We start from the raw sequence: 24209 nt of genomic DNA, 5'->3' as shown, positions 1-24209 counted from the left end.
GATCGTCTCCGCTTAAGCGCCGCCGGTCACGCGCAGCACTTCTTCGAGCGACGTGCGGCCCGCATCGAGCCAGCGTTCGCCGTCCTCGCGCAACGTGCGCATGCCCTGTTCGCGGCCCGCGCTGAAAATCTCCGCGTCGGCGGCGTTGCGGTGAATCAGGTTGCGGATCGGTTCGTCGATCAGCAGCAGTTCGTACACGCCGCGTCGGCCGGAATAGCCCGATTGTCCGCAGCGCTCGCAGCCCACCGGATGCCAGCGCTTGCGGCCGTCGTCCTCGACGCGCTCTTCCTTGCAGTGCGGGCAGAGCTGACGCACGAGCCGCTGCGCCAGCACGCCGAGCAGCGACGAAGCGAGCAGATACGGCTCGACGCCCATATCGGTCAGACGAGTCACGGCAGAAGCCGCATCGTTGGTGTGCAGCGTCGCAAGCACGAGGTGACCCGTGAGCGAAGCCTGCACGGCAATTTGCGCGGTCTCCAGATCGCGGATTTCACCGATCATGATGATGTCCGGATCCTGACGCAGAATCGAGCGCAACGCGCGCGCGAACGTCATGCCGATACGCTCGTTCACCTGCGTCTGGCCGATGCCCGAGAGGTCGTACTCGATCGGGTCTTCCACGGTCATGATGTTGGTCGTGGCCGTTTCGAGCCGCGACATCGACGCGTAGAGCGTGGTCGTTTTACCCGAGCCGGTCGGTCCCGTGACCAGCACGATGCCGTGCGGTTTCGCGATCAACTGGTCGAACTTGCCGAGCGTGTCCGCAGCCATGCCGAGCGCTTCGAGATTCAGGCGCTGCGCGTCTTTTTCGAGCAGACGCAGCACGGCGCGTTCGCCGTGACCGGTCGGCAAGGTCGACACGCGCACGTCGACCGGACGCCCGCCCACGCGTAGCGTGATACGGCCGTCCTGCGGCAGACGTTTTTCGGCGATGTCGAGCTGCGCCATGATCTTGATACGCGAGATCAGCGCGCCGTGCAGCGCCTTTTTCGGACGCACGACGTCGCGCAGCGTGCCGTCGACGCGAAAGCGCACCACCGAGGCATTTTCGAACGGCTCGATGTGAATATCGGACGCCTGCTCGCGCGCCGCCTGGGTGAGCAGCGCGTTGATCATGCGGATGATCGGCGCGTCGTCTTCGGATTCGAGCAGGTCTTCCACTTCGGGAATGTCCTGCATGAGACGCGAAAGATCGACCTCGCCTTCGACTTCGCCCACGACCTGCGCGGCGCTGCCGTCCTGACGCGCATACGCGTGATTGATCGCCAGCGCGAGTTCGTCGGCCGGCAAGCGCACCAGCGAAAACGCGCCGAAATTGCGCGCGACTTCGGCGATCGCCGCGCCCGACGTGCGCTCGCTGATCCACACTTCGAGGCCGTCCGCGCGCTGCTGCGCGACGAGCAGTTGCCCGCTTTTGGCAAAGCTGTACGGCACGAGACGCGCGGCGAGCGGCGAGGGCGCCTCGCGCGCGGCCGTGGTCGCCGAAACCGGTTGAGGCGTATCCGACATGCTCAAGGCTGCACCTGCTGCGGGCTGGTGAGCGGCTGTTGCTGCTGCTGCACCGGCGCGGTCTGCACCGGCACCGTTTGAACCGGGATCGTCTGGACCGGCACGGCGGGCTGCATCTGCGTGGCGCTCGCGGGCTGCGCGCCCTGGATCGTGCGCACCACCTGCTCGCGACGCATCTTGTCGAGGTCGAACAGGTTGAGCGCCGAGCCGCCTTCGGCCGGGCCCACCGGCATCGGCGGCATGACCGGATCGTCCTTATCCTTGATCAGGTTGTTGTCGGACTTGTACGCGCCCGTCACGCCCTGGATGTAGTCGTAGCGATTCGACGTGACCGCCTGCGCCGTATCGCGATCGCTGATGATCACCGGACGCAGGAACACCATCAGATTGGTCTTCGCGCGCGTCTTGTTTTCCGAGCGGAACAGCTGGCCGATCCACGGAATGTCGCCGAGCAGCGGCACCTTGCTGTTGCTGACCTGGTAGTTGTCCTGCATCAGGCCGCCGAGCACGATGATTTCGCCGTTGTCGGCCAGCACGGTCGACTGGATCGAACGCTTCGTGAATTCCGGACCGGCCGGATTCGTCGTCGCGTTGGTCGTGCCGTTCACGATCGCCGAATCTTCCGTGTAGAGCTGCAGCTTCAGGATGCCGCCTTCGGTGATCTGCGGCTTGATGTGCAGCGTGAGGCCCACGTCGACGCGATCGTAGGTATTGAACGCGGAGCTCGTCGAGCCGCTCGTGAGATTCGAATACGAACCCGTCTGGATCGGCACGTTGGTACCGACCACGATCTTCGCTTCCTGGTTGTCGAGCGTGATGAGATTCGGCGTGGAGAGCACGTTCGCGTCGCTCGTCTGCGAGAGCGCCTGCAGCAGCGCGCCCAGACCCTGCACGCCGAACAGGTTGTGCACCCAACCGACGTTCAGGCCTTGCTGGAGCGTGCCCAGCGAGCTCACGAGACTGCCGCCCGTCACGGCGTCTGCCGTCAGGTTGATGATGCTGTTGCCGCCGCCCGTGGCGAGATTGGTGCCGGCCAGCACGTTGCCGCTGCCGATCTGCCACTGGATGCCCAGGTTGGCGTTGGTGTTCGAGTTCAGCTCGACGATCAGCGCTTCGATATAGACCTGCGCGCGGCGTGCGTCGAGCTGGTCGATCACGGCGCGCAGGTTGCGGTACACCGCGTCCGGCGCCGTGATGATGAGCGAGTTGGTCGCGGCGTCGGCCTGGATCATGCCGCCGCCCGAGTTGTCGTCGCCCTTGTCCTTGCTGTTGTCGCCGAGGAAGTCGCTGTTGCCGCCCGACGACGAACCGCCCGACATCGGATTGCTCGACGCACTGCTGCCGCCGCCCAGCGAACTCGGCAACGGCGGCGTGCCCGACATGCCCGTCGAGCCGCTGCCGCTGCTGCCCGAGCCGCCGCTGCTGCCGTTCTGGTTGAACGAATTGGCGCCGCTGCCCGACGACGACGACGAATCGTTGCCGCCCTTGCCCAGCATGCCGCGCAGCGTCTTCGCGAGCGTCACCGCGTCGGCATTGCGCAGCGAGACGACGTGCATGTTGCCCGGCATGCTCGTGGGCGCGTCGAGCTGCTGCGCGAGCTGCTTCGCCGCGGCGAGGCGCTGCGCATTCGAGGCGCGCAGCATGATGGAATTGGTGCGCGCGTCGGCGAGCACCGTGACCTTGAGCGTGGGATCGGAACCGCCGATCGCGCCCGGATCGAGCATCTTTTGCAGCGTCGGCGCGATGTCGATGGCGTTGGCGTTGCGCAGCGGCACCACCTGCACCTGCTGACCGGCGGCCGTGTCCACACCGGCGATGATCGCAGCGATGCGGCGCACGTTGTCGGCGTAATCGGTCACGACGAGCGCGTTGTTGCCCGGATAGGCCGCGATGGTGTTGTTCGGCGAAATGAGCGGACGCAGCACCGGCAGCAGGTTGTTCGCCGACTCGTTGCGGAGCTGGAAAACCTGCGTGATGACCTGGTCGCCGCGCGCGCCGGGCGTGTTGCCCACGAAGGTGGGCACGCCTTGCAGCTTGGCGTCGGCTTCGGGCACGACCTTCAGCACGCCATGATCCTGCACGAGCGCGAAGCCCTGCATGCGCAGCGCCGATTGCAGCGTCTTGAGCGCCTGATCCTCGGGAACGGCGTTCTCGGAAACGAGATTGAGCTGCCCCTTCACGCGGGGATCGACGATGATCGTTTTGCCTGTGGCCGCCCCGATCGCCTTCGCGACCTGATCGATGTCGGCATTGACGAAGTTGAGCGTGACCTGGGCATGCGCGAGCTGCGCCGAAATGAGCCCGCTCACGAGCAGCGCCGTGGCGAGGCGACGCAAAGCCATACGATTTCTTCTCATGGATGTCATATCGAAGCCGGCAGCGGACGCCGCCGGCTAGTCGTGCTTATCGTGCTCAACGTGTGCATCGTGCCCGTACGGTCGGCCCGCGACCGGCCCGCGCGTGGCGTTTGCCGGATGCGCGAAAGCCGCAGACCCCTTCGATCGACCCGCCTCGAACTGCCGACGCTCCTCCCCCCGGCAACCGATGCACACCAAAAGGAGGAACAGTAGCAGCTTTTCGTGTCGAATTTGTCACAAAGAAAGGCGGTCCGGGGATTTCTTCTAAAGAAGCAGCGATTTGAAGGATTTTGTAAGGATCGGACGATCGCACTGTCGAGAGATCGTGTTGAATCGGGACGCATAGCCCGTCTGGCTGGCTTGACGCGTCATCGACTGCCGGTATGATACGGGCGGTCCGCAAGCTCGAAAATGAGCCGAAGACACGGGTTTTCCCCAGATTCGCCTGCGATTTTTTCCTCGACACCGAGAAAACTTCGGCTAGCATGCCGTCTCCGGCCCTCGCTCAGCATCAGAATGAAAAAGGTTGCGTCCGCTACGATCTCCGCTCTTGCGCTCGCGCTGGCCTGCGCCAGCACGGGCGCGCGCGCCGATTGTTTCGACGAGGCGGCGCGCTACCAGAAGGTGAATCCGCTGATCCTGCGCGCGATCGCGTGGCAGGAATCGCACAACACACCCGAAGCACTGCACAGGAATGCGAACGGATCGGTCGATTACGGCGTCATGCAGATCAACTCGATCCATTTGCCGGCGCTCGCGCAATACGGCATTTCGCAGAGCACGCTGATGGAGCCGTGCAAGAACGTCTACATCGCGGCCTGGCATCTGCGCCAGAAGATGAACAAGTACGGCAATACGTGGGCCGCCGTGGGCGCGTATCACTCGGAAACGCCCACGCTGCGCGACCAGTATGCGCAACAAATCGCCGCCATCCTGCGCAAGTGGAAGCTGATGCAGTAACGGAACGCCGTTCGGGCGCGGACTGAGCGGCTCATCCGGCCCCGTCATCGCGTCCGTTGCCGTATTCATCTTCGCGCCCACGCCTGCAGCGCCCCACGCGCGCATGGTGCACAATTGAGCCTTGCGCCGCGCCGCCGCGCGCGGCCCGCTTCTTCCCGTCTTCTCTTACTGCTCACTGCGATGAACCAGCCGCCACTGCCCGTCACCGTGCTCTCCGGGTTTCTGGGCGCGGGCAAAACCACGCTGCTCAACCACGTCCTCGCCAACCGCGCCGGGCTGCGCGTAGCCGTGATCGTCAACGATCTGGCCGCCGTCAACATCGACGCCGCGCTGGTGCGCGACGCCTCCGCGCTCGCACACGTCGAGGAACGGCTCGTCGAGCTGTCGAACGGCTGCATCTGCTGCACGCTGCGCGACGACCTGCTCACCGAAGTCCGCCGTCTCGCCGATCCGGCGCGCGCGGGCCAGCGTTTCGACGCCATCCTGATCGAATCGACGGGCGTGGCCGAACCGCTGCCGGTCGCGGAAAGCTTCGCGTTCGCCGACGAAGAAGGCCACGCGCTCGCCGATTTCGCGCGCCTCGACACGCTCGTCACGGTCGTCGACGCATTCAACTTTCTGCGCGACTACGCGAGCGCCGACCCGCTCGCCGAGCGCGGCCTGACGGTGGGCGAGGGCGACGACCGGACGATCGTCGAACTGCTGATCGAGCAGGTGGAATTCTGCGACGTGCTGGTGCTGAACAAGGCCGATCTCGTGAGCGCCGAAGATCTCGCGCATCTGCAGCAGATTCTCAAGCAGATCAATCCGCGCGCCGTCCAGGTGGTGAGCCGCTTCGGCGACGTGCCGCTCGACATCGTGCTGAACACGGGCCGCTTCGATTTCGACGACGCGGCGAGCGCGCCGGGCTGGCAGGCGTCGTTGCGCGAACATCGCCACGAGCACGCGCATGACCACGATCACGGCGCGTGCGGCGACCCCGACTGCCAGCACGCGCACCACGAACAGAGCGGCGCCTACGGCATCGGCAGCTTCGTGTATCGCGCCCGCCGGCCGTTTCATCCGGCGCGGCTGTGGGCGCTGCTGAATCAGGAGTGGCCGGGCGTGCTGCGCTCGAAGGGCTTCTTCTGGCTCGCCACGCGCAACGACATCACCGGCTCGCTTTCGCAGGCGGGCGGCGTGTGCCGACACGGCCCGGCGGGCACGTGGTGGGCGGCGCTGCCGCGCGACGAATGGCCGGAAGACGCCGGCCTCGAAGCGGAGATCGCCGCCGACTGGTACGGCGATGCGAACGACGCAACCATCGGCGACCGTCGCCAGGAACTGGTGCTGATCGGCGTGGATCTCGATCACGCCACGTGGCAGACCAGGCTCGACGCGTGCCTGCTCACCGACGCCGAATTCGCGGGCGGCCCCGACGCCTGGCAAGCCCTCGAAGACCCATTCCCCGACTGGGATTTCGACGACGACGAACACGATCACGACCACGAAGACGAGATCGTTCATCGCCACTAAACGCGCTGTAAAAGCGCTCGATTCGCCACGTCGATGACGACAAAACGGCGCCGCGTCGATATCCATTCGACGCGGCGCCGTTGTCTTTTTCAGGCGAAAAAAAACCCGCCAGGGGCGGGTGTCAACTTAAAGCGGCAATGCCTTAGCGCTTGTTGACGGCGTCCTTAAACGCCTTGCCAGCCGTGAACTTGACGGTCTTGGCAGCCGGAATCTTGATGGTTTCGCCCGTCTTCGGGTTACGACCGGTGCGCGCAGCGCGCTTGCCCGAGCCGAAGCTGCCGAAGCCGATCAGTTGAACTGCGTCGCCTTTCGACACAGCCTTCTTGACCACTTCGAGGAGCGTGTCCAGCGTTTCGCCGGTTTGTGCCTTGCTAGCGCCCGTCTGTGCTGCGACGGCGTCGATCAGTTCCTGTTTATTCATTGAGAAGTTCCTTTCTGTGTTTAGGTTGACACGAACAGCGCGAACGCGCCGATTATACGGTCGCGTGCCGCGCCGTCGAGCAGCGACGGACCCGGAGCACCCCGGGGATTTGCGTGCGGTGGCAAGCGTATGGCTCGACCCGCGACGTCCGTGCTGCCGCTTCCCTGGGCGGCGCTTGCTATGATAGCGCAGCGCAAACCCAATAACGACAAGGGTTTCGTAGATTTCGAGGGGTAAGCGCGGGTTTTTTCGCATCGCCGTGCGCTTTTGATGTGCGCAGCACGGCAAACACCCCGCGCGAACGCGTTTTTGCTGCACGCCGCGTTGCGCCGAGCCAACGGTTTTTGCCCGCAAACCCAGCGTGGGCGGGCGTTTGCCCCGCTTCACATGCAACGTCGCGCGTGCCTTCATACGCCGCGCCGCCCCGGCCGACACCTCCCGATCGTTACGATTGCCCTCGCAGCCAGCCTTCGCGTAAGTCATGACCGCCACCCTGATTCCCGCCACGCTCGCCTTCCGCGACGACGGCACGCCGTTCTCGCCGCGTTTCGACGACGTCTATCACAGCCCGCAAGGCGCGCTCGAACAATCCGAATACGTGTTTTTACGCGGCAACCGCCTGCCCGAACGCTGGCAGAGCCAGCGCGTCTTCACCGTGCTGGAAACGGGCTTCGGACTCGGCGTGAACTTCCTCGCGACATGGGCCGCCTGGCGCGCCGATCCCGCACGTTGCGAGCGCCTGCATTTCGTTTCGACGGAAATGCACCCGTTTTCGCGCGACGATCTGCGCGCCGCACTGGCCGTCGTGATGGAACGGACGGCACGCGCGGACCTCGCGGCGCTCGCCCGGCAACTCGCCGACGCCTGGCCGATGCTCATGCCCGGCACGCATCGGCTCGAATTCGAAGGCGGCCGCGTGACGCTCACGCTCGCATTCGGCGACGCGCTCGAGACGCTGCCCAAACTGTGGTTACGCGCCGACGCGATCTATCTCGACGGTTTCGCGCCCGCGAAAAATCCCGAACTGTGGTCGCTGCCCATCTTCAAGGCGCTCGCGCGCGTGGCGGGCGTGGACTGCACGATCGCCACCTGGAGCAGCGCCGGCGACGTCAAACGCGCGCTGGAGCAGAGCGGTTTCGAATACCGCCGGGAAGCGGGTTTCGCAGGCAAATGGACGATGCTGACGGGCCGCTTCGCGCCGCGCTGGCGCGTGCGTCGACACGAACCGCCGCTGCCCGTCGCGGTCGGCGAACGTCATGCGGTGGTAATCGGCGCGGGCCTCGCGGGCAGCGCGCTCGTCGAACGGCTCGCCGCACGCGGCTGGCGCGTCACGCTGATCGAGCGCCACGCCGAACCCGCGCGCGAGGCGTCGGGCAATCCCGCCGGCGTGTTCCATCCGCTCATTTCGCGCGACGACAGCAGCGCCTCGCGCATCACGCGCGCGGGCTTTTTCTATGCGCTGCAACGCTGGGCCGCGCTCGATGCGGCGGGTCACGCGCCGACGCGCTCGCACACCGGCTTGCTGCATCTGGCCACCGACGACGAAGCGCAAGCCGTGGCCGCAGCGCTCGAATCGTTTGGTTATCCCGATCAATTCGTGCGCGGCGTTTCGCAAGCCGAAGCCGAAGCGATTGCCGGCACGCCGCTCGCGCAGGGCGGCTGGTTTTATCCGCTCGGCGGCGCGATCGATCCGGCTTCGCTGTGCCGCGCGCAGATCGCCGCGGCGCGTGCGCTGCCGGGCGCGCAGATCGACGTGCGTTATGGCGTGTCCGTCGGGCGCATCGAGCGGGATGACGACGCGGGAGTCTGGCGTATCTACGACGATGCGGATGCGCTCGTTACGCAGGCAGGCGTCGTCGTTTTCGCCAATGCGCACGACGCCTCGCGCGCCGCCGCGCTCGACTTCGCGCCGACGCGCAACGTGCGCGGCCAGCTCACGCTGCTCGACGCCAGCCCGCTCGCGTCCCTGCGCGTGCCCGTGATCGGCGACGGTTATGCCGTGCCGCTGCCCGACGACGTGACGCTCGTCGGCGCCACCTACGAAGTCGACGACACCGATACGGCGCTGCGCGCGGACGGCCACACGGAAAACATCGAACGCGTCGCGCAGATGCTGCCCGCGCTCGACGCCTTGCGCGCCGCCGAGGCTTCGAAGCCCGGCACATCGACATCGGATCAAACCTGGCGCGGCCGCGTGGCGCTGCGCTGCGTGACCAGCGACCGCCTGCCGATGATCGGCCAGCTCGGCGACGAACACGCCGCCCGCCACGACGCCCAACGTCTCTCCGGCGCCTGGCCGCTCGATCTCCCGCGCACGCCGGGGCTTTACGGCGCTTTCGCGTTCGGTTCGCGCGGACTCGTCTGGGCGGCGCTCGGCGCGGAACTGATCGCGTCGCAGATCGAGGGCGAACCCTGGCCGATCGAGCGCGAACTGGCCGAGCACCTCGATCCGGCACGCTTTCTTCAGCGCGCCTTGCGCCAGCGCGCGCTCTGATCGACGCCAACACAGCGCGCCTGCTCACTGCTTAGGCGACCAATACAGTTATTCACGCCAGCCTGTGGATAAGCGCGCGGATTGTGGGTAAGTTCCGCAGGGACACGATGTGGACGTAAACGGGGTAACTCGGCGACTTTTTCGCGACCCAAAAAAGTTGTTCTTTGTTGCCGGTCGTCACCGCACAAGCTGTGCATCCGGTTGTGCGGACGCCAAGCCAATGATTCACATAGGTATACAGGGGTTATCCACAGGAAAATGCCCCCTTTGTTAACTTCTACTACGTATACATACGGTAAACCGTAAACCCGAGGCTAGCGCCATCGCCATCGGACGAGCCGGACGCCTGCGGCGCTTGCGCGCCGTCTGGGCCGTTCCGGCCGCGACGGTCATTTTTTCCTTATCGTCGTGAAAGCTCGGCGATTACGGACGCAATTACCGCCTTCGTGATCCTTTGCCGCCAGGCGGGGACAATTGCAAAAAAGCTATGGCACAATCGCCGTTCATTTCCGCGTTACACGCCGCGCAAGACGGCCGACGCTTTCCACGGAACGGATGCCGCCCCGCCTGAATCTGAGTTCAGGCAGGCCCGCAGCGTCCGGTCCATCCAACGCGGGCGCTGACTTCCACACGAATGCGCCCGTACCGGCTGTTCGCCGCGCAAGCGGCACCGGTGCTGAGTTTCCCGTCGCCGTTCGTCGTCCCTGGCCGCTGCCTTGTCTGGCTGCGCGCCTGCGCGCCCCGTGCAGGAGTCGGTGCCGCCGGGCATGATGGCGTGGGCGCGGCGCTCGCCCGCAATGCGTCGTGCATGGCTGCCGCCGGGCCATGCGAGGTGCGGCACGCGGCTTGCCTGTCTGCCTGGCCGCACGCGCCAGTCGCAGTCGCGCCCTGTGCAGCATCGAGCGGATGCGTTGATGCATCTCGACGTCGGACAGCCGGTTTGTCTTCTGCCAAAGGAGAAGCCTCCACGATGAAGTCGGCGTTTTCGTTCTTTCCCGACTGGCCCTTGCAGCCAGACGGCATTTTCTGGGCAGGCCTCGCGCTGCTCGCTGCCGGTCTGTTCGGCGAACTCTGCTATCGCGCCTGGCGGCTCCCGCGCATTTCGGGCTACGCCATCATTGGCCTGATCGCGGGCGCGGCGGGTTTTGGCGTCATCGACGTCGATACGGCCATGGCCGCGCGGCCGCTGCTCGATGTCGCGCTCGGTCTGCTGCTGTTCGAACTCGGCAGCCGTCTCGACCTGCGCTGGATCCGCCGCAATCCCTGGATCATTCTGTCGAGTCTCGCCGAAGCCTCGCTCACGTTCGTGCTCGTGCTCGTCGTGCTGCTGTTTCTTTCGGTGCCGGCGATGGTGGCGATCGTGGTGGCGTCGATCGCCATGGCGACGTCGCCGGCAATGGTGATCCAGCTGAAAACCGAACTGCGCGCCGAAGGCCAGGTCACGCAACGTCTGCTCACGCTCACGGCGCTCAACAGCATGTACGCCGTGGTGGTCGAAAAGCTCGCGTCGAGCTGGCTGCATCAGGAGATCTACGGCAACGTGTTCGCCACGATCATCCAGCCGCTGTATCTGCTGATCGGCTCGATCGTGGTCGCGTATGTGCTCGCGCGCGCCTGTACGTTGTTCTATCGACGCCTGAGTCCGCAGGACGAGCATTCGTTCGTCGCGCTGTTCGGCCTCGTGCTGCTCGCGATCGCGGTCGCGCATCTGCTCAAGCTCTCGACGATCCTGAGCCTGCTGGCCGCCGGCATCATCGTGAAGAATCTCGAAGTGCGTCCGCAATTGTGGCCGCAACATTTCGGCACGGCCGGATGGCTGCTCACCGTGATTCTGTTCGTGCTCACGATGACCACTTTCGAATGGCACGACATTCTCGTCGGCGGTGCGGCCGCGGCCGGGCTGATCGTCGCGCGCTTCGTCGGCAAAATGATCGGTGCGCTGATCTTTGCGCGGCCGAGCGGACTCGAATGGAAGCAGGGCGTGGCGCTCGGCGTGGCGCTCACGCCAATGTCGGCGCTCGCGCTGCTGCTCGTCGAGGACACCTACGATCTGTATCCGTCGTTCGATCCGCGTCTGCGCGCGATCATGATGTGCGCAATCGTCGTGCTGCAACTGGTCGGGCCGTGGCTCGTCTATCGCGCGCTCGCGCTCGTCGGCGAACGCGGCGAAGAATGATTCGAGCGGCGTGGCCGCCGCGCGCGCCGGATTTCAAACATCTGAACGATCCGGCGCGCCGGTCCGCCGCCGCACCGTAACACCGCCCGCCGCGCGCGCCTCGTCAGTCGAGACGCGCAGCGCGGCGTGGCCGAAAGAGGGGACGTCATGTCACTGGAAACTTTTGTCGATTCGAAGCCGTTCACCTTCGGCATCGAACTCGAAATGCAGATCGTCAACACGCACGATTACGATCTGACCAAGGCGGGCAGCGATCTCATGCGCCTCATCAAGGATCAGGAGATTCCCGGCAATATCACGCCCGAAATCACCGAAAGCATGATCGAGCTGTCGACCGGCATCTGCACGTCGCACGAGCAGGCGGTCGCCGATCTGCGCCGCATCCGCGACGTGCTGGTCACGGCCGCCGACCGGCTGAACGTCGGCCTGTGCGGCGGCGGCACACACGCGTTCCAGCAATGGAGCGATCGCCGCATCGTCGATACGCCGCGCTTTCAATACCTTTCGGAGCTCTACGGATATCTGGCGAAGCAGTTCACGGTGTTCGGCCAGCACGTGCACATCGGCTGCCCGGACGCGGACAGCGCGCTGTTCCTGCTGCATTCGCTGTCGCGCTATATCCCGCATTTCATTGCGCTGTCGGCTTCGTCGCCGTACGTGCAGGGCGTCGACACCGGATTTCACTCGGCACGCCTGAATTCCGTGTTCGCGTTTCCGCTGTCGGGCCGCGCGCCGTTCGTGCTGAGCTGGGAGGAGTTCAAGGAGTACTTCTCGAAGATGGTGCACACGGGCGTCGTCAACAGCATGAAAGACTTCTACTGGGACATTCGCCCGAAGCCCGGTTTCGGCACGATCGAGGTGCGCGTGATGGACACGCCGCTGTCGGTCGAGCGCGCGGCCGCGATTGCCTGCTACATCCAGACGCTCGCGCGCCATCTGCTGACCGACCGCCCGATCCAGCCGCTCGAGGACGATTACCTCGTCTACACGTTCAACCGTTTCCAGGCGTGCCGTTTCGGTCTGGGCGGCACCTGCGTCGATCCGCAGACGGGCGAGCGCCGCACCATCTCCGAGGACATCCTCGCGACGCTGGAGACCATCGCGCCGCACGGCGAGGCACTGGGCTCGATGCGCGCGCTGACCGAAATCGGCACCATCGCGCGGGCGCAGACCAACGACGCGACCTGGCTGCGCGGCGTGGTTGCCGAAGAAAAGTCGCTGCACGAAGCGGTGCGGCAGCAGTGTCTGCGCTGGCGAGCGTAGGCGAGGCCGGACTCGCGCCTGACGCGCTTAACGCACGAGACGCGTGTCAGGCGCGAAAAAAAGGGCAGCCCACGGGCTGCCCTTTTTGCTTTCTGGTCTGACGTAGCGTGATTCGGCCGATATACGGCGAATGCGCAGGCCGTGAGTTCCTGCGTTCGGAACGGTTAGTCGGCATTGCGTTAGATACCGTAAAAAATATTTTTGCTCGTTGCAAGATACCAGGGGGTTCTTACTTTTTTTTGATCTTTGCCGCTGAATGGCCGATAGTAGTTGACGTGTGAGGGTGCGGCCTGTGGGTAACGTGAAAAATGCCTGAAAACTCAACGGCCTGCGGAAAGGAAAAGTCAGGGAAAAGTCGGGGAAAACCTGGCCGGGAGCGACGAATTCCGCTGACGCACAGCGGCGAAATTCAGGTGAACCAGGCCTTGATTTCAGAGGTATTGCGCGTTATCAAGAATTCGCCCACATAGTATTGGCGCAGTTACCAACGGGTTATCCACAATTCGCGTTGGATAAGTTAGCTGTGCGATTCGCCACTCTCGCATAGAATGTCGGTTTGCCGCGCAGGACCGGGGATACGAAGGATGCCTGGGAGAGCGATTGGTGAGAATGAATGACTGTGTGCGATGTGGCTTGGTCTGATTCCAGCGCATGCGAAGCAGGAAATTTTTGAGATGGTGTGCTCGATTCCTCGGGATCGAACGCAAAGTTCCCACAAGGCCGTCGGCATGATCGACGGCTGACGATGCAGCGCAAGCTGCCTATAACCAGCGAAAGACTATGAGCGAAGGCGTATACGGAGAGCAGGCAGCCGGGCGGGTGACCCATAGCCTGCTGCGACTTAGCACGGCTATGCGGAGCCAGGCGTGGGACTGGGCCGAAGGGGCAGGACTCACGCCGACCCAGGGCGAAATTCTCGTGCTGCTGATGCAGCGTAAAGGGCCGATGCGCCTCGGCGAGATCGCCCGTGAAACGGCGCTGACCGCAGCGACCACCAGCGATGCGGTGAGCACGCTCGAAACCAAGGGTCTCGTCGAAAAGCGCCGTGCGCTCGACGACGGCCGCGCACTCGCAGTGCGCTTGACCTCGCGTGGCCGTACGGCTGCGAAGAAGGCCGCGCAATGGCCTGATTTCCTCTCGAAGGCAGTCGGCGGCCTCAAGGCCGAAGAGCAGTCGGCGCTCTACCGCACGCTGCTGAAGACGGTCTATGTGCTCGAAGCCCAGGACACGATGCCGCAGCACCGCATGTGTCTCTCGTGCTCGCACTTCGAGCCGAGCAAGAACCCGAAGAAGACGCCGCATCACTGCACGGCACTGAACATCGACATGTCGGACACCGATCTGCGTCTCGATTGCTCGGTGTACGAACAGGCCGATGCGACGACCCAGAAGAAAAACTGGAAGATCTTCGCGGCTTGATGCCGGATGGCCGCCCGAGCGAGGGCGGCCCGTGGCGGGTGCGGGCTCGACCGTACCGGCCGCCTCGATCGCGGCGGCCGCACGGCGCGTCCGCGATCGGCGCCGGGCTTCGGCCTCGCGCTTTTTCTGCCTGTCCCCGTTCACCTTGTCACGCCGCGTGTGTACGCTTGTGCGTTCATGCGCCAAGGCGTGGTGCTGGCGTGTTCCGGCGTGCGCGCCGCGCGCCGGATTGTGTAGCTGACCCAGGGATTTGTCGATGAATCGCGAGGTTTTGGCCGTACGTCACGTCTATTTCGAAGACCTCGGCAGCTTCGAGCGCGTGTTCGGCGACCGCGGGCGTCCCGTGCGTTATGTCGATGTCGGCTTCGCCCGCGTGGCCGCGCTCAATCCCGTTTCGCCGTCGCTGATGGTGATACTCGGCGGCCCGATCAATGCGTGCGACGACGCACGCTATCCCACCCTCGCTCCGCTTGCCGCGCTGATCGAAAAGCGCATTGCCGCCGGTTTGCCGACGCTCGGCGTCTGCCTCGGCGCGCAGCTGATCGCGCGCGTGCTCGGCGCGCGCGTCTACGCTTCGGGTCAGCAGGAAATCGGCTGGACGCCGCTCACGCTCACCGACGCCGGCCGCGCTTCGCCGCTGCGTCATCTGGACGGCGCGGCGACCTCGATGCTGCACTGGCACGGCGACACCTTCGATCTGCCACAAGGCGCGACGCGTCTCGCGTCCACGCCGCTGTGCGAGAACCAGGCGTTCGCGTGGGGCGAGCACGTGCTCGGTCTGCAATGTCATCCCGAAGTGCGCGCCGACCGCTTCGAGCCCTGGTTGATCGGTCATGCCGCCGAGATTGCCTCGGCGGGCGTCGACGTCAATGCGCTGCGCGCGCAGACGGCGCATCACGCGCCGACACTCGAAACGCAAGCGAGCCGCATGCTGCACGAGTGGCTCGACGCCGTCGACAAACTCGCCGCCGCGAAGCAGCCCTGATCCGCAAGACTCGAGCGACGCCGTCACGGCCGCCGGATTCGCGCGGCCAGACTGACGCGCTGCCGCGTTCGCGTGCTTGCCGCGCCTGCGCGCGCGCGTTTCGTTTCGTTTCGCAGTAGCCAGCGCCGAAAAAAGACGCGTGCTATTCTCGAACGCTCCTCATCCTCCTGCGCGCCATCCCCATGAGCAAGCTCTTCACACCGTTCGCGCTGCGTGGCGTGACGCTCGCGAACCGCATCGTCGTGTCGCCGATGTGTCAGTACTCCGCCGAGCGCGGCGAAGCAAACGACTGGCACATGATTCACCTCGGCCATCTCGCGCTGTCGGGCGCGGGCATGCTGTGCATCGAAGCCACGTCCGTCGAGCCCATCGGCCGCATCACGCCCGGCGATCTCGGACTCTGGGACGACGCCACCGAAGCCGCGCTCGAACCGGTGATCGCCGCCATCCTTCGCCATTCGCCGATTCGCATCGCCATGCAGATCTCGCACGCGGGCCGCAAGGCATCGAGCCATGTGCCCTGGGAAGGCGGCCAGCTGATTTCGGTCGCCGATGGCGGATGGTTGCCGCAAGCGCCCTCGGCGCTGCCGCACAAGGCCGACGAAACGCCGCCGCTCGCGCTCGATGTCGCGGGCCTGCTGCGCGTGAAGGAAGCCTTCGTGGCGACGGCGCGCCGTGCCGCGCGACTCGGTATCGACGCGCTCGAAGTGCACGCGGCGCACGGCTATCTGCTGCATCAGTTCCTCTCGCCGATCGCGAATCAGCGCAACGACGAATACGGCGGCTCGCTCGAAAACCGCATGCGTTTCCCGCTCGAAGTATTCGACGCGGTGCGCGCGGTGTTTCCGGAAGATCGTCCGGTCGGCGTGCGCGTGTCGGCGACCGATTGGGTCGAAGGCGGCTGGACGCCGGAAGAAACGGTCGTGTTCGCGCAGGCGCTCAAAGCGCGCGGCTGCGACTGGATCGACGTGTCGACGGGCGGCGTGTCGCCGTTGCAGAAGATTCCGCTTGAGCCCGGTTATCAGGTGCCGTTCGCGCGCAAGGTGAAGCAGGAGACCGGCATGAATACGATCGCCGTGGGTCTCATCACCGATCCGTTGCAGGCGAACCAGATCGTCGAAGATGGCGAAGCCGACATGATCGCGATGGCGCGCGCGATGCTCTACGATCCGCGCTGGCCGTGGCACGCCGCCGCGCAACTCGGCGCAACGGTGAGCGCGCCGCCGCAGTACTGGCGCTCGCAGCCGCGCGACCAGAAACACCTGTTCGGCGAGACGTCGCTCGGTCAACGTTGAGTCTCTATGCGGCGTACGGGTTGAACGAAGGCGCCGCGAACGTGTACGATTCCAGATGTGACGCGCCTGGCGATCCGGATCGATGTTCGAGATCCACGCAGCGTGTTCACGAGCGCGGCGCCGACAAGGCGCCGCATTCACGTTGAAGCGCACATTGCTTTGCCTGGCGTTGCATGTCGATTGCCTTGAATCGCACGCGCGCTTCAACGCAGGACGCACGCGCCGGGCAGCGAATGCCGCGAGCGGGAAACGTCTCCCCAGTACTTCACAAGGATTTATCAATGAGTGTACGCAGGATCGTCGTGCGCCAGTCGGGCGTACACGGCAAGGGCGTATTTGCGGTTGGTCCGATCGCGGCTGGCGAGCGTCTGATCGAATACAAGGGCGAGCGCATTTCGTGGAAAGAGGCGCTGCGCCGTCATCCGCACAATCCCGACGAGCCGAATCACACCTTCTATTTCGCGCTCGATGACGGCGACGTGATCGACGGCAAGGTGAACGGCAACAGCGCGCGCTGGATCAATCATTCGTGCGCGCCGAACTGCGAAGCCGAAGAGATCGACGGGCACGTGTACATTCACGCGCTGCGCGAAATCGACGGCGGCGAGGAGCTGTTCTACGACTATGGTCTCGTGATCGACGCGAAGCAGACCAAGAAGCTCAAGCGCGAATACGAATGCCGCTGCGGCGCGCGCAAGTGTCGCGGCACGATGCTCGCGCCGCCCGAAGAAGAGAAGGGCGGCAAGAAGTCGAAGGGCAAGAAAAAGAAGTGAACGCGAAGTGAATCTGACGCGAGCGGCGGTGCGTGCAACGCATGGTCGCGACACGACGCAGATGCAATGAACAAGGGCCGCTTATGCGGCCCTTGTTGTTTTCGATGCGTGCGATGTGTGTGCGCCGTCTGCGGATCTCTACAGATCGACGGGCGCATCGTGCGCGGGTTTGTTCGCGGACGCCGGCGCGCTGTCGTTCCTGGCGTCGTGCGCGAGATTGTGTGCACCGCGTTCGTCGGCGAGTTGAGAGGCTTGCGGCGCACCGAGGCGCTGCGCAGGTTCGCCGCTCACGATGCGGCGGTTCACGAGCGGCACGCGCACGATGAACCGCGCGCCGCCTTCGGGCGCATCTTCGTAATGCACGCTGCCGCGATGCAGCGACATGATGTCGTGCACGATCGCGAGGCCGAGACCCGCGCCGCTATCGACGCCGCTTTCGCTCTGACCGTCGCCGCGGAAGAAGCGCTTGAACAGATCGGCTTGCTGCGCGTTCGGCACGCCGCGGCCGTTGTCCTCGACGATGATTTCCGCCATCGGCAAACCTTCGGCGAGCGTCTGCGAAACGGTGACCGTGATGCGGCCGCCATCGGGGCGCGCGGGCGGCAGATATTTGAGCGCGTTGTCGAGCAGATTGGCGATCACTTCGTGCAGCAACACGGGATTGCCGCGCACCATCAGCGGCGTGTCGTTCTCCGGATCGTCGAGACGCTGGAAGCCGAGGTCGACGTGGCTCGCGAGCGCGCGCGGCACCCACTCGGCGCCGGTTTCGAACGCGAGCGCGGCCATGTCGATATCGACGAAACGCGCCGCCTGTTCGCCCGGCTCCGCGCGCGCCAGCGAGAGCAGCTGATTCGAGAGCCGCACCGCGCGGTCTGCGGCGGCGCGCAACTCGCGCACGGCGTCGCTGACCTTTTGCGGCTCGCGCGCGTTGACGGCCTGTTCGGCGTGCAGCTTCACGGCGGTCAGCGGCGTGCGCAGCTGATGCGCGGCGTCGGCGATGAATTTGCGCTGGCCTTCGAGCGCGGTCTTCAGGCGGCCGAGCAGGGCGTTCAGCGCGCCCGTGAGCGGACGGATCTCGACGGGCACGAAGGTCTCGTCGACGGGTTCGAGCGAGGTGTGCGTCTGGCGGTTGAGCGAATCGGCGAGATCGGTCAGCGGATTGAGCTGCTGGTTCACCACGCGCCACACGATCACCCAGCCCGCGAGCAGCAGGAGCAGCAGCGGCATCATGATCGCGACGAGGAACTCGGCGGCGATGCGGAAGCGATGATGCACGGGCTGGCCGACTTCGACCACGATCGGATTGCCGGTGGGCTGCGGCACGCGTACCTGCGCGACGCGCACGCTCACGCCGTGATAAACGGTCTCGAACACGTACGCGTAGTGCATGCGGCGCACGTTGGTGCCTTGCAGCGGCAGATCGTGATCGCCGGCGATTTCGGTTTCGCCGTTGCTGATGCGGTAGACGAGGTGCTCGACCGGATCGGAGAACATGGCCTGCGCGAGCGGCGGCACTGTGACGGGCGCTTCGGGACCGGCGATCTGGATCTGTTTGGAGATCGCGGTGGCCAGGTCGGCGAGCGAGCGGTCGACCACGTGCTGCGTGTACTGCCACGCGAGCCAATAGGCGATCAGGCCGCTCATCAACGCGAGCAGCGAAAGTGGGGCGGCGAGGCGCCGCAGCAGCGTACGCCGCAGGCTCGTTGCGGCCGGAAGGGACATGATCGGTTCGGGCGAAAGGGGTCTCACAGGCGCGGCGCGTGGGGCGCGACGGGCAGTCCCGGACCATTTTACGCGGGTGTGGCGGCAAGCGGCAGAGTCGGACCAGCGCGCCCAATTACCGGGCAGGCGGCGGGCCATGGCGGGACGTGCGCGAGCCGTGGCGCACCAGGCAGTCTAACAACCGGCGCGCTGGCCAAAACAATCAGGATACCTGCCGATTATGGCCGTAAAAAAACGCGGCGTGCAGTAGTTTGCGGCGCCGCGTCTTTCGGGGGCTGGCCTCAGGCGGCCTGGCGGATTTCCTGCAGCAGATAGCCGAAACCGCGCACCGTGACGATCTCGACACGGCAGTTTTCGAGCTTCTTGCGCACGCGGTGCACGTAGACTTCGATCGCGGTGTCGCCGAGATCGCCGCCGAAGTGCGTGAGGTGATCCTGCAGTTGCGCCTTGCTCACGACGCGGCCATGACGCAGCAGCAGCATTTCGAGCACGGCGAATTCGCGCGGCGAGAGTTCGAGCGGCTTGTCGTCGTTGAAGATGCGGCGATCGACGCCCGAGAGGCGCACGCCGCCGAGCGACACTTCAGGACGCGGCACGTCGCCGTGCGGGCCGCTGCGACGCATCACGGCGCGAATACGCGCTTCGAGTTCGGCGGGCTCGAACGGCTTGAGCATGTAGTCGTCGGCGCCCGAATTGAGGCCTTGCACGCGGTCGTTCAGCTCGTCGCGCGCGGTGAGGACGATCACCGGCGTGTGACGGTTGCTTTGACGGAAGCGCGAGAGCAGCGTCATGCCGTCGATGCCGGGCAAGCCCAGATCGAGGATCACGAGCTCATGGCGATTCTGCGTGAGTGCCTGTTCGGCGAAGATGCCGTCGTGGACCATGTCGACCGTGAAGCCGGCTTGTTCGAGGCTGGACTGGATACCGCGTGCGATGGGGCGGTCGTCTTCGATCAGAAGGAGTCGCATGGATTTCGCTCAAGTACAATGGGTTTAGCGTTCAGGCACGCAGTTCGCAAAGCGCCGCTTGGTTCAAAAGCACAGCGACTGAGCGGCACCGCGTGCGACGGTTGCACGGTCACGACTCCATGTCCGATATTTCGATCACCGAACTCGAAGCCGCAATCAACTTCTGGCGCAACCGTTCGCCTTCGAGCGGCGACGAACTCGCGTTGTGCAAGGAGGCAAGCGCGCTCTCCAGGCCGTATGCGCTGCTGATTGTACAGCGTCAGAACGTCTTCTCACCGGAACGTTTGGACCCCATCGCGCGTGCTGCCTGGGAGTCTTACGTGTCCCTCAAGAATGGCCTTCAAAGCTGAAGGTTTGGACGCCTGATACCCTGCATTATGCTTTCATTGCAGTGGTTTTGCCTGTTGCGCGTCGTGCTCACCTCTTACTAACGCGCGATACGCACAATGCGTTTACCTGATTCGTATCCGGGACTTTCCCAGGACGATTCCAGGCCTGTCTCATGCACTGCGCGTACTGAACGCGCGGCCTCACGCCGACAGCGGTCCCGGCGCGATCGAATCGATAAAACGCGCGAGCGCGATGTCGCGTTCGGTGAGGCCGTCGGCCTCGTGCGTCGAGAGCGTGATTTCCACGCGGTTATAGACGTTGAACCATTCGGGATGGTGATCCATCTCCTGGGCCTTGATCGCGACGCGCGTCATGAAGCCGAAAGCCTCGTTGAAGTCGGCGAAACGGAATTGACGCTGGATGGCGTCGCGGCCCGCGACGGCCTGCCAGCCATGCAGACCGGCGAGTTGCGTGGCGCGCTCTTCGGATGTGAGTCGGTTGATCATCGTGGCACCTGTTTGAACTGTGTTGTGCGGAAATGCGCCAATCCATTTTTCCACGGATGCGCGGCGCGTGCGAGCGAGCCCGGCAGCGTGCGAGCGTGCCGGGATGTCGCGTCGGGAGAGAAGAGCAGCGATATAAGCAGCCGGCAATCAGCAGGCGCGCCGCACGTCATGCGGCGCTGCACACTCAGACGTCGCCGTCGTCGAGCCAGCCTTCGCGCGTGCCGCGCGTGTAGATCGTGTCGCTGTGCAGCACGTCGCCGGCCGCGTGAGGCACGGTAGCGATCAGCGCGGCCGTGTCGCTCAGGCGTGCCGCAATGCCCGCGCCCAGCGCGTCGAACAACTGCGCGAACGAGTCGATCACGAAATAGGTCTTCTGGAACGTGTCGATGCGATAGCGCGTGCGCAGCACCCGGTCGAGATCGAAGCCGAGCCGGTTGGGCGCCGCGCTTTCCACGCTATAGAGCGATTCGCCCTTGCTGGAGACGATGCCCGCGCCGTAGATCTTCACGCCGTGCGTCGCGCTCGCGTCGCGCATCAGGCCGAATTCGACCGTGTACCAGTAAAGGCGCGCGAGCAGCGGCAGCGCGCGTTCGTCGACGGCCAGCGCGGCGCGTCCGTAGGCCTCGATCGCATCGGCGAAAACCGGATCGGTGAGCAGCGGCACGTGACCGAACAGATCGTGGAAGCAGTCCGGTTCCTGCAGATAGTCGAGCTGATCGGGGCGGCGCATCCACCACGTCACCGGAAAGCGGCGGTTCGCGAGATGTTCGAAGAAAATACGATCCGGCACCAGACCCGGCACGGCGACAATGCGCCAGCCCGTGGCGGCCATCAGTCGCTCGCTGACGGCCTCGAACGACGGCACGTGCGCCACGTTCAGGCCGATACGGCGTGCGCCCTCGATGAAGGCGTCGGCGGCGCGGCCCTCGAGCAGCGCCATTTGCCGCCGATAAAGCTGGTCCCACACCGCGTGATCGACTGAGCCGTAGCGTTCGAGCGGCTGGTCGATGGTGAAATCGGGGCGGGTTTCCAGGCCCGCGTCGAACTGCTCCTGCAGTTTCGCGGTTGCGGCGGCGGCCATGTGCGTGATGCTCCTTTCAATGTGCTTGCTGACGCACCAGTGTAAAGCGGAGCACACGCGGCATGCGCGCAAAATCGGTGTTGTTTCACCTTGATATGCAATAATCCTGCATCAATCAGTCAATCAATGCAGGATTCATTCATGCTGGAACTCGATCACTTCGATCTCGCGCTACTCGACGTCTTGCAGCGCTTCGGCCGCGCCACGCATCAGCAACTGGGCGAGCAGGTGCCGTTGTCGCCGTCGCAGATCGGCCGGCGTCTACAGCGGCTGGAGGCGTCGGGCGTGATCGACGGCTATCGGGTCGTGCTGCGGCCCGAGAAGCTCGGGCTGGGCGTGACGGCGTTCACGAGCCTGAAGCTCAAGCACCACGGCGATTCGATCATCGAGCAGTTCCAGCAGCAGATCGACGTGCTGCCGGAAGTGCTCGAATGTCACGCGGTGGTGGGCGACGCCGATTATCTGCTGCGGATCGTGGCGCCGGATCTGAACGCGCTGTCGTCGTTCGTGATGAAGAAGCTGATGCGCGTGCCCGGCGTGGACAGCGTGCGCTCGAACATCGTGCTCACGACGTTCAAGCGCAACGGCCCGCTGCCGCTCGGGCATCTGGAGCCGGGCGCGGCGGCGCCTTGAAGGGCGTCCGCGCGCGGCGTGCATCGAGGCTCGTCAGGCCGCCTGCGCAGGCGTATTGAGCAGATCGACGTAGGCCACGGCCACGAGGTCGCTCTCGTCCACGCCCAGTTGCTTGAACACGGCGTGCGCTTCGGCTTCGCCGCCTTGCTCGTCGTCGTCGGGCGCGAGCACCACTTCCAGCTCGACGAAGTCGCCGAGACCGTCCACGCGGTCCAGATGAATGCGCGTGCGCCCCGCGAGATAGACATGGCGCTCCTTCGACACGATGCCGCGCGTGGTCAGCGCCGTGGCCAGCAGCGAGTGCATCGCTTCGGCGTTCGTCACGGGGCTGCGCGTGTAGTACGAGGCCTTGGGGCCGTCGCGGTCGTCGCGCTGGTAGAAGATCAGCTCGGGCGGCGTGCCGTCGTCGAACTGGCGCAGCTTCAGGCGGCCGCGCGGCACGTCGTAGAAGAAGTCCTGCTGGCGAAAGATCAGCGGCGCATCGGTGGCGAGCTGGGCGGCGCGCTCGCGCAGGGCGTCGAACTGACGGGCGCGGGCTTTGATTTCGATGTTGCGGGCCATGCAAGCTCCTGTGGAACGAGGGAACGATGGGCGAGGCTCGAACGCCTCGCGTCGAGTGCAAAAACGCGGGGCGAAGGTCGAATCTAGCAAAACTTGCGTGACCGCGCTGTTACATCCGCTCAAGTCGGCGTGCGTCGATGCGTCTTCGATCGATTCGTCGGATGAACCGGCCGTGTGAAATCGCACTCGTCATGAGCGCGGCTCATATCGCGTTGCGGCACTCGCGGCTCGCGAGCTTACAAACCCCACTGCGTTTCGATCGACTTGAGCGCCGCCGCGATGACCGGCTCGTCGCGGCGTGCGGCGAGCGTGATGAAGGTGAGTTCGGTCGGCACCGTCACGCCTTCGACGATGGTCAGCCCGTGCGCATGCGCTTCGGCGATGGCGGTCGCGTCGCGCGCGAGCGTGAGGCCCACGCCCGACTTCACGAGATCGAGCATCGACGGTTCCTGATCTACTTCCGCGACCTTGACCGGCTTCGCCTGCGCGGCTTCGAACAGGCCCGAGAGCAGCCGGTTATGCGCCGACGCGGGCGGCGTCCAGATCCACGGCAACGCGGCGAGCGCGCGCCAGTCGCGCGCATCCTTCACGCGCTCCTTCCAGCCCGCGGGCGCGAGCACGCGATACTGGAAATGCGTCAGCGTGAGCGTGTGGAAGGTCTCGGAATCGGCGCCGGCTTGCGACGTGGATTGCGACGCAGGCTGGCCGATGTAATAGCCCACGTCGAGTTCGCGCGCGCGCACCTGATCGAGCACCCAGCCCGACATGCCATGCCGCAGCGCCGTTTCGATCTGCGGCCAGGTTTCCACGAGTTGCCGCAGAAAGCCGCCGAGACGCAGGAATGCGGGATCGAGAATGGTGCCGATGCGTAAGCGCCCGCGCACTTCATGCCGCAATGCAGCAGCGGCGCGCTGCACGTCGCCGGCCGCGTTGAGCGCGCGTTCGGCGTGCGGCAGCAGCGCCTGACCGTCTCGCGTGAGTGCGAGGCCGTGCGAGGTGCGCGTGAACAGCGTGACGCCGAGCGTCTCCTGCAGATGCTTGATCTGCAAGCTCACCGCGGGCTGCGTGAGATGCAGATGCGTGGCCGCGCGCGTGAGGTTGCCCTCGCGCGCGACCGTCACGAATGCCCGCAACAAGGTCAGGTCCATCCACTGATATTAACTCGCCTTATATCGCTGTTGAGGATTAATCATTGGATCGGCGCGGCCTCGCGCGATTACGCTAAATGCCGGCATTTCAGC

General features: G+C 65.1%; 20 protein-coding genes. 11 read left to right on the top strand and 9 right to left on the bottom strand.

What is annotated here, in order from left to right:
- Positions 1 to 12 precede the first annotated feature (12 nt).
- Both gspE and gspD read right to left on the bottom strand, forming a co-directional pair.
- Entirely contained in the window at positions 13 to 1509 is a 1497-nt protein-coding gene (gene gspE / locus G3N97_RS04220; RefSeq protein ID WP_241030368.1) for a type II secretion system ATPase GspE, read from the bottom strand.
- 2 nt (positions 1510 to 1511) lie between these two features.
- Positions 1512 to 3851 (bottom strand): type II secretion system secretin GspD, encoded by a 2340-nt coding sequence (gene gspD, locus G3N97_RS04215; protein ID WP_205992039.1) that lies wholly within the window; start codon positions 3849 to 3851, stop codon positions 1512 to 1514.
- Between the two features lie 531 nt (positions 3852 to 4382).
- Here gspD and G3N97_RS04210 point away from each other — a divergent pair.
- Positions 4383 to 4826, top strand: coding sequence for a lytic transglycosylase domain-containing protein (locus G3N97_RS04210; protein WP_065061783.1), 444 nt, complete (start codon positions 4383 to 4385; stop codon positions 4824 to 4826).
- Positions 4827 to 5006: 180 nt separating this feature from the next.
- Positions 5007 to 6341, top strand: a complete 1335-nt coding sequence (locus G3N97_RS04205) for a GTP-binding protein (RefSeq protein ID WP_205992038.1) — start codon at positions 5007 to 5009, stop codon at positions 6339 to 6341.
- A gap of 142 nt (positions 6342 to 6483) precedes the next feature.
- Here the strand turns inward: G3N97_RS04205 and G3N97_RS04200 are convergent, their stop codons facing one another.
- Positions 6484 to 6762 (bottom strand): HU family DNA-binding protein, encoded by a 279-nt coding sequence (locus G3N97_RS04200; protein ID WP_027815965.1) that lies wholly within the window; start codon positions 6760 to 6762, stop codon positions 6484 to 6486.
- Positions 6763 to 7243: 481 nt separating this feature from the next.
- On the opposite strand from G3N97_RS04200, the gene mnmC reads away from it, so the two are divergent.
- From mnmC to G3N97_RS04165, 7 genes are all read left to right on the top strand, one after another.
- Positions 7244 to 9256: a bifunctional tRNA (5-methylaminomethyl-2-thiouridine)(34)-methyltransferase MnmD/FAD-dependent 5-carboxymethylaminomethyl-2-thiouridine(34) oxidoreductase MnmC gene (gene mnmC, locus G3N97_RS04195; protein WP_205992037.1), complete on the top strand. Its 2013-nt coding sequence runs from the start codon at positions 7244 to 7246 to the stop codon at positions 9254 to 9256.
- 970 nt (positions 9257 to 10226) lie between these two features.
- Positions 10227 to 11432 carry a cation:proton antiporter gene (locus G3N97_RS04190; RefSeq protein WP_205992036.1) on the top strand — a complete coding sequence of 402 codons (1206 nt, stop codon included), beginning with the start codon at positions 10227 to 10229 and terminating at the stop codon, positions 11430 to 11432.
- A 147-nt stretch (positions 11433 to 11579) separates the two neighbouring features.
- On the top strand, positions 11580 to 12695 hold the full coding sequence (locus G3N97_RS04185; protein WP_065061779.1) for a YbdK family carboxylate-amine ligase: 1116 nt from the start codon (positions 11580 to 11582) through the stop codon (positions 12693 to 12695).
- A gap of 780 nt (positions 12696 to 13475) precedes the next feature.
- The gene (locus G3N97_RS04180; RefSeq protein ID WP_065061778.1) at positions 13476 to 14114 is read left to right on the top strand and encodes a MarR family winged helix-turn-helix transcriptional regulator; all 639 of its coding nucleotides are present in this window, start codon (positions 13476 to 13478) and stop codon (positions 14112 to 14114) included.
- A 256-nt stretch (positions 14115 to 14370) separates the two neighbouring features.
- A complete protein-coding gene (locus G3N97_RS04175; RefSeq protein WP_205992035.1) occupies positions 14371 to 15099 on the top strand; it encodes a glutamine amidotransferase in 729 nt (242 codons plus the stop codon).
- Between the two features lie 182 nt (positions 15100 to 15281).
- A complete protein-coding gene (locus G3N97_RS04170; protein ID WP_205992034.1) occupies positions 15282 to 16394 on the top strand; it encodes an NADH:flavin oxidoreductase/NADH oxidase in 1113 nt (370 codons plus the stop codon).
- Positions 16395 to 16675: 281 nt separating this feature from the next.
- Positions 16676 to 17167, top strand: coding sequence for an SET domain-containing protein-lysine N-methyltransferase (locus G3N97_RS04165; RefSeq protein ID WP_065061775.1), 492 nt, complete (start codon positions 16676 to 16678; stop codon positions 17165 to 17167).
- A gap of 138 nt (positions 17168 to 17305) precedes the next feature.
- Here the strand turns inward: G3N97_RS04165 and G3N97_RS04160 are convergent, their stop codons facing one another.
- Together G3N97_RS04160 and G3N97_RS04155 are read right to left on the bottom strand one after the other, a co-directional pair.
- Positions 17306 to 18889 carry a sensor histidine kinase gene (locus tag G3N97_RS04160; RefSeq protein ID WP_205992033.1) on the bottom strand — a complete coding sequence of 528 codons (1584 nt, stop codon included), beginning with the start codon at positions 18887 to 18889 and terminating at the stop codon, positions 17306 to 17308.
- A 281-nt stretch (positions 18890 to 19170) separates the two neighbouring features.
- Positions 19171 to 19857, bottom strand: coding sequence for a response regulator transcription factor (locus G3N97_RS04155; protein WP_027815974.1), 687 nt, complete (start codon positions 19855 to 19857; stop codon positions 19171 to 19173).
- Positions 19858 to 19976: 119 nt separating this feature from the next.
- On the opposite strand from G3N97_RS04155, the gene G3N97_RS04150 reads away from it, so the two are divergent.
- Complete coding sequence (locus G3N97_RS04150) at positions 19977 to 20207, top strand: DUF3717 domain-containing protein (RefSeq protein WP_065061773.1); 231 nt, start codon at positions 19977 to 19979, stop codon at positions 20205 to 20207.
- A gap of 180 nt (positions 20208 to 20387) precedes the next feature.
- Here G3N97_RS04150 and G3N97_RS04145 read toward each other — a convergent pair whose 3' ends face one another.
- Positions 20388 to 20735, bottom strand: a complete 348-nt coding sequence (locus tag G3N97_RS04145) for a 4a-hydroxytetrahydrobiopterin dehydratase (RefSeq protein WP_346778014.1) — start codon at positions 20733 to 20735, stop codon at positions 20388 to 20390.
- 142 nt (positions 20736 to 20877) lie between these two features.
- Positions 20878 to 21774 carry a phenylalanine 4-monooxygenase gene (phhA, locus tag G3N97_RS04140; protein WP_205992032.1) on the bottom strand — a complete coding sequence of 299 codons (897 nt, stop codon included), beginning with the start codon at positions 21772 to 21774 and terminating at the stop codon, positions 20878 to 20880.
- Between the two features lie 141 nt (positions 21775 to 21915).
- Here phhA and G3N97_RS04135 point away from each other — a divergent pair, with 141 nt between their 5' ends.
- Entirely contained in the window at positions 21916 to 22407 is a 492-nt protein-coding gene (locus tag G3N97_RS04135) for an Lrp/AsnC family transcriptional regulator (RefSeq protein WP_065062258.1), read from the top strand.
- A gap of 33 nt (positions 22408 to 22440) precedes the next feature.
- Here the strand turns inward: G3N97_RS04135 and G3N97_RS04130 are convergent, their stop codons facing one another.
- Positions 22441 to 22968 carry a class IV adenylate cyclase gene (locus tag G3N97_RS04130; protein WP_065061770.1) on the bottom strand — a complete coding sequence of 176 codons (528 nt, stop codon included), beginning with the start codon at positions 22966 to 22968 and terminating at the stop codon, positions 22441 to 22443.
- 236 nt (positions 22969 to 23204) lie between these two features.
- Complete coding sequence (locus G3N97_RS04125) at positions 23205 to 24116, bottom strand: LysR family transcriptional regulator (protein WP_205992031.1); 912 nt, start codon at positions 24114 to 24116, stop codon at positions 23205 to 23207.
- Positions 24117 to 24209: the final 93 nt, after the last annotated feature.

Origin of the sequence: Paraburkholderia sp. Ac-20347 (genome assembly GCF_017104805.1) — a bacterium.
GTDB lineage: Bacteria > Pseudomonadota > Gammaproteobacteria > Burkholderiales > Burkholderiaceae > Paraburkholderia > Paraburkholderia tropica.
Note: the sequence above shows the minus strand (reverse complement) of the source record. Positions and strands in the feature narration are given on the sequence as shown.

Coding starts and splice junctions, on each gene's coding strand:
- gspE (WP_241030368.1), bottom strand. CDS start 1,509: ATGTCGGATACGCCTCAACCGGTTTCGGCGACCACGGCCGCGCGCGAG.
- gspD (WP_205992039.1), bottom strand. CDS start 3,851: ATGGCTTTGCGTCGCCTCGCCACGGCGCTGCTCGTGAGCGGGCTCATT.
- G3N97_RS04210 (WP_065061783.1), top strand. CDS start 4,383: ATGAAAAAGGTTGCGTCCGCTACGATCTCCGCTCTTGCGCTCGCGCTG.
- G3N97_RS04205 (WP_205992038.1), top strand. CDS start 5,007: ATGAACCAGCCGCCACTGCCCGTCACCGTGCTCTCCGGGTTTCTGGGC.
- G3N97_RS04200 (WP_027815965.1), bottom strand. CDS start 6,762: ATGAATAAACAGGAACTGATCGACGCCGTCGCAGCACAGACGGGCGCT.
- mnmC (WP_205992037.1), top strand. CDS start 7,244: ATGACCGCCACCCTGATTCCCGCCACGCTCGCCTTCCGCGACGACGGC.
- G3N97_RS04190 (WP_205992036.1), top strand. CDS start 10,227: ATGAAGTCGGCGTTTTCGTTCTTTCCCGACTGGCCCTTGCAGCCAGAC.
- G3N97_RS04185 (WP_065061779.1), top strand. CDS start 11,580: ATGTCACTGGAAACTTTTGTCGATTCGAAGCCGTTCACCTTCGGCATC.
- G3N97_RS04180 (WP_065061778.1), top strand. CDS start 13,476: ATGAGCGAAGGCGTATACGGAGAGCAGGCAGCCGGGCGGGTGACCCAT.
- G3N97_RS04175 (WP_205992035.1), top strand. CDS start 14,371: ATGAATCGCGAGGTTTTGGCCGTACGTCACGTCTATTTCGAAGACCTC.
- G3N97_RS04170 (WP_205992034.1), top strand. CDS start 15,282: ATGAGCAAGCTCTTCACACCGTTCGCGCTGCGTGGCGTGACGCTCGCG.
- G3N97_RS04165 (WP_065061775.1), top strand. CDS start 16,676: ATGAGTGTACGCAGGATCGTCGTGCGCCAGTCGGGCGTACACGGCAAG.
- G3N97_RS04160 (WP_205992033.1), bottom strand. CDS start 18,889: ATGTCCCTTCCGGCCGCAACGAGCCTGCGGCGTACGCTGCTGCGGCGC.
- G3N97_RS04155 (WP_027815974.1), bottom strand. CDS start 19,857: ATGCGACTCCTTCTGATCGAAGACGACCGCCCCATCGCACGCGGTATC.
- G3N97_RS04150 (WP_065061773.1), top strand. CDS start 19,977: ATGTCCGATATTTCGATCACCGAACTCGAAGCCGCAATCAACTTCTGG.
- phhA (WP_205992032.1), bottom strand. CDS start 21,774: ATGGCCGCCGCCGCAACCGCGAAACTGCAGGAGCAGTTCGACGCGGGC.
- G3N97_RS04135 (WP_065062258.1), top strand. CDS start 21,916: ATGCTGGAACTCGATCACTTCGATCTCGCGCTACTCGACGTCTTGCAG.
- G3N97_RS04130 (WP_065061770.1), bottom strand. CDS start 22,968: ATGGCCCGCAACATCGAAATCAAAGCCCGCGCCCGTCAGTTCGACGCC.
- G3N97_RS04125 (WP_205992031.1), bottom strand. CDS start 24,116: ATGGACCTGACCTTGTTGCGGGCATTCGTGACGGTCGCGCGCGAGGGC.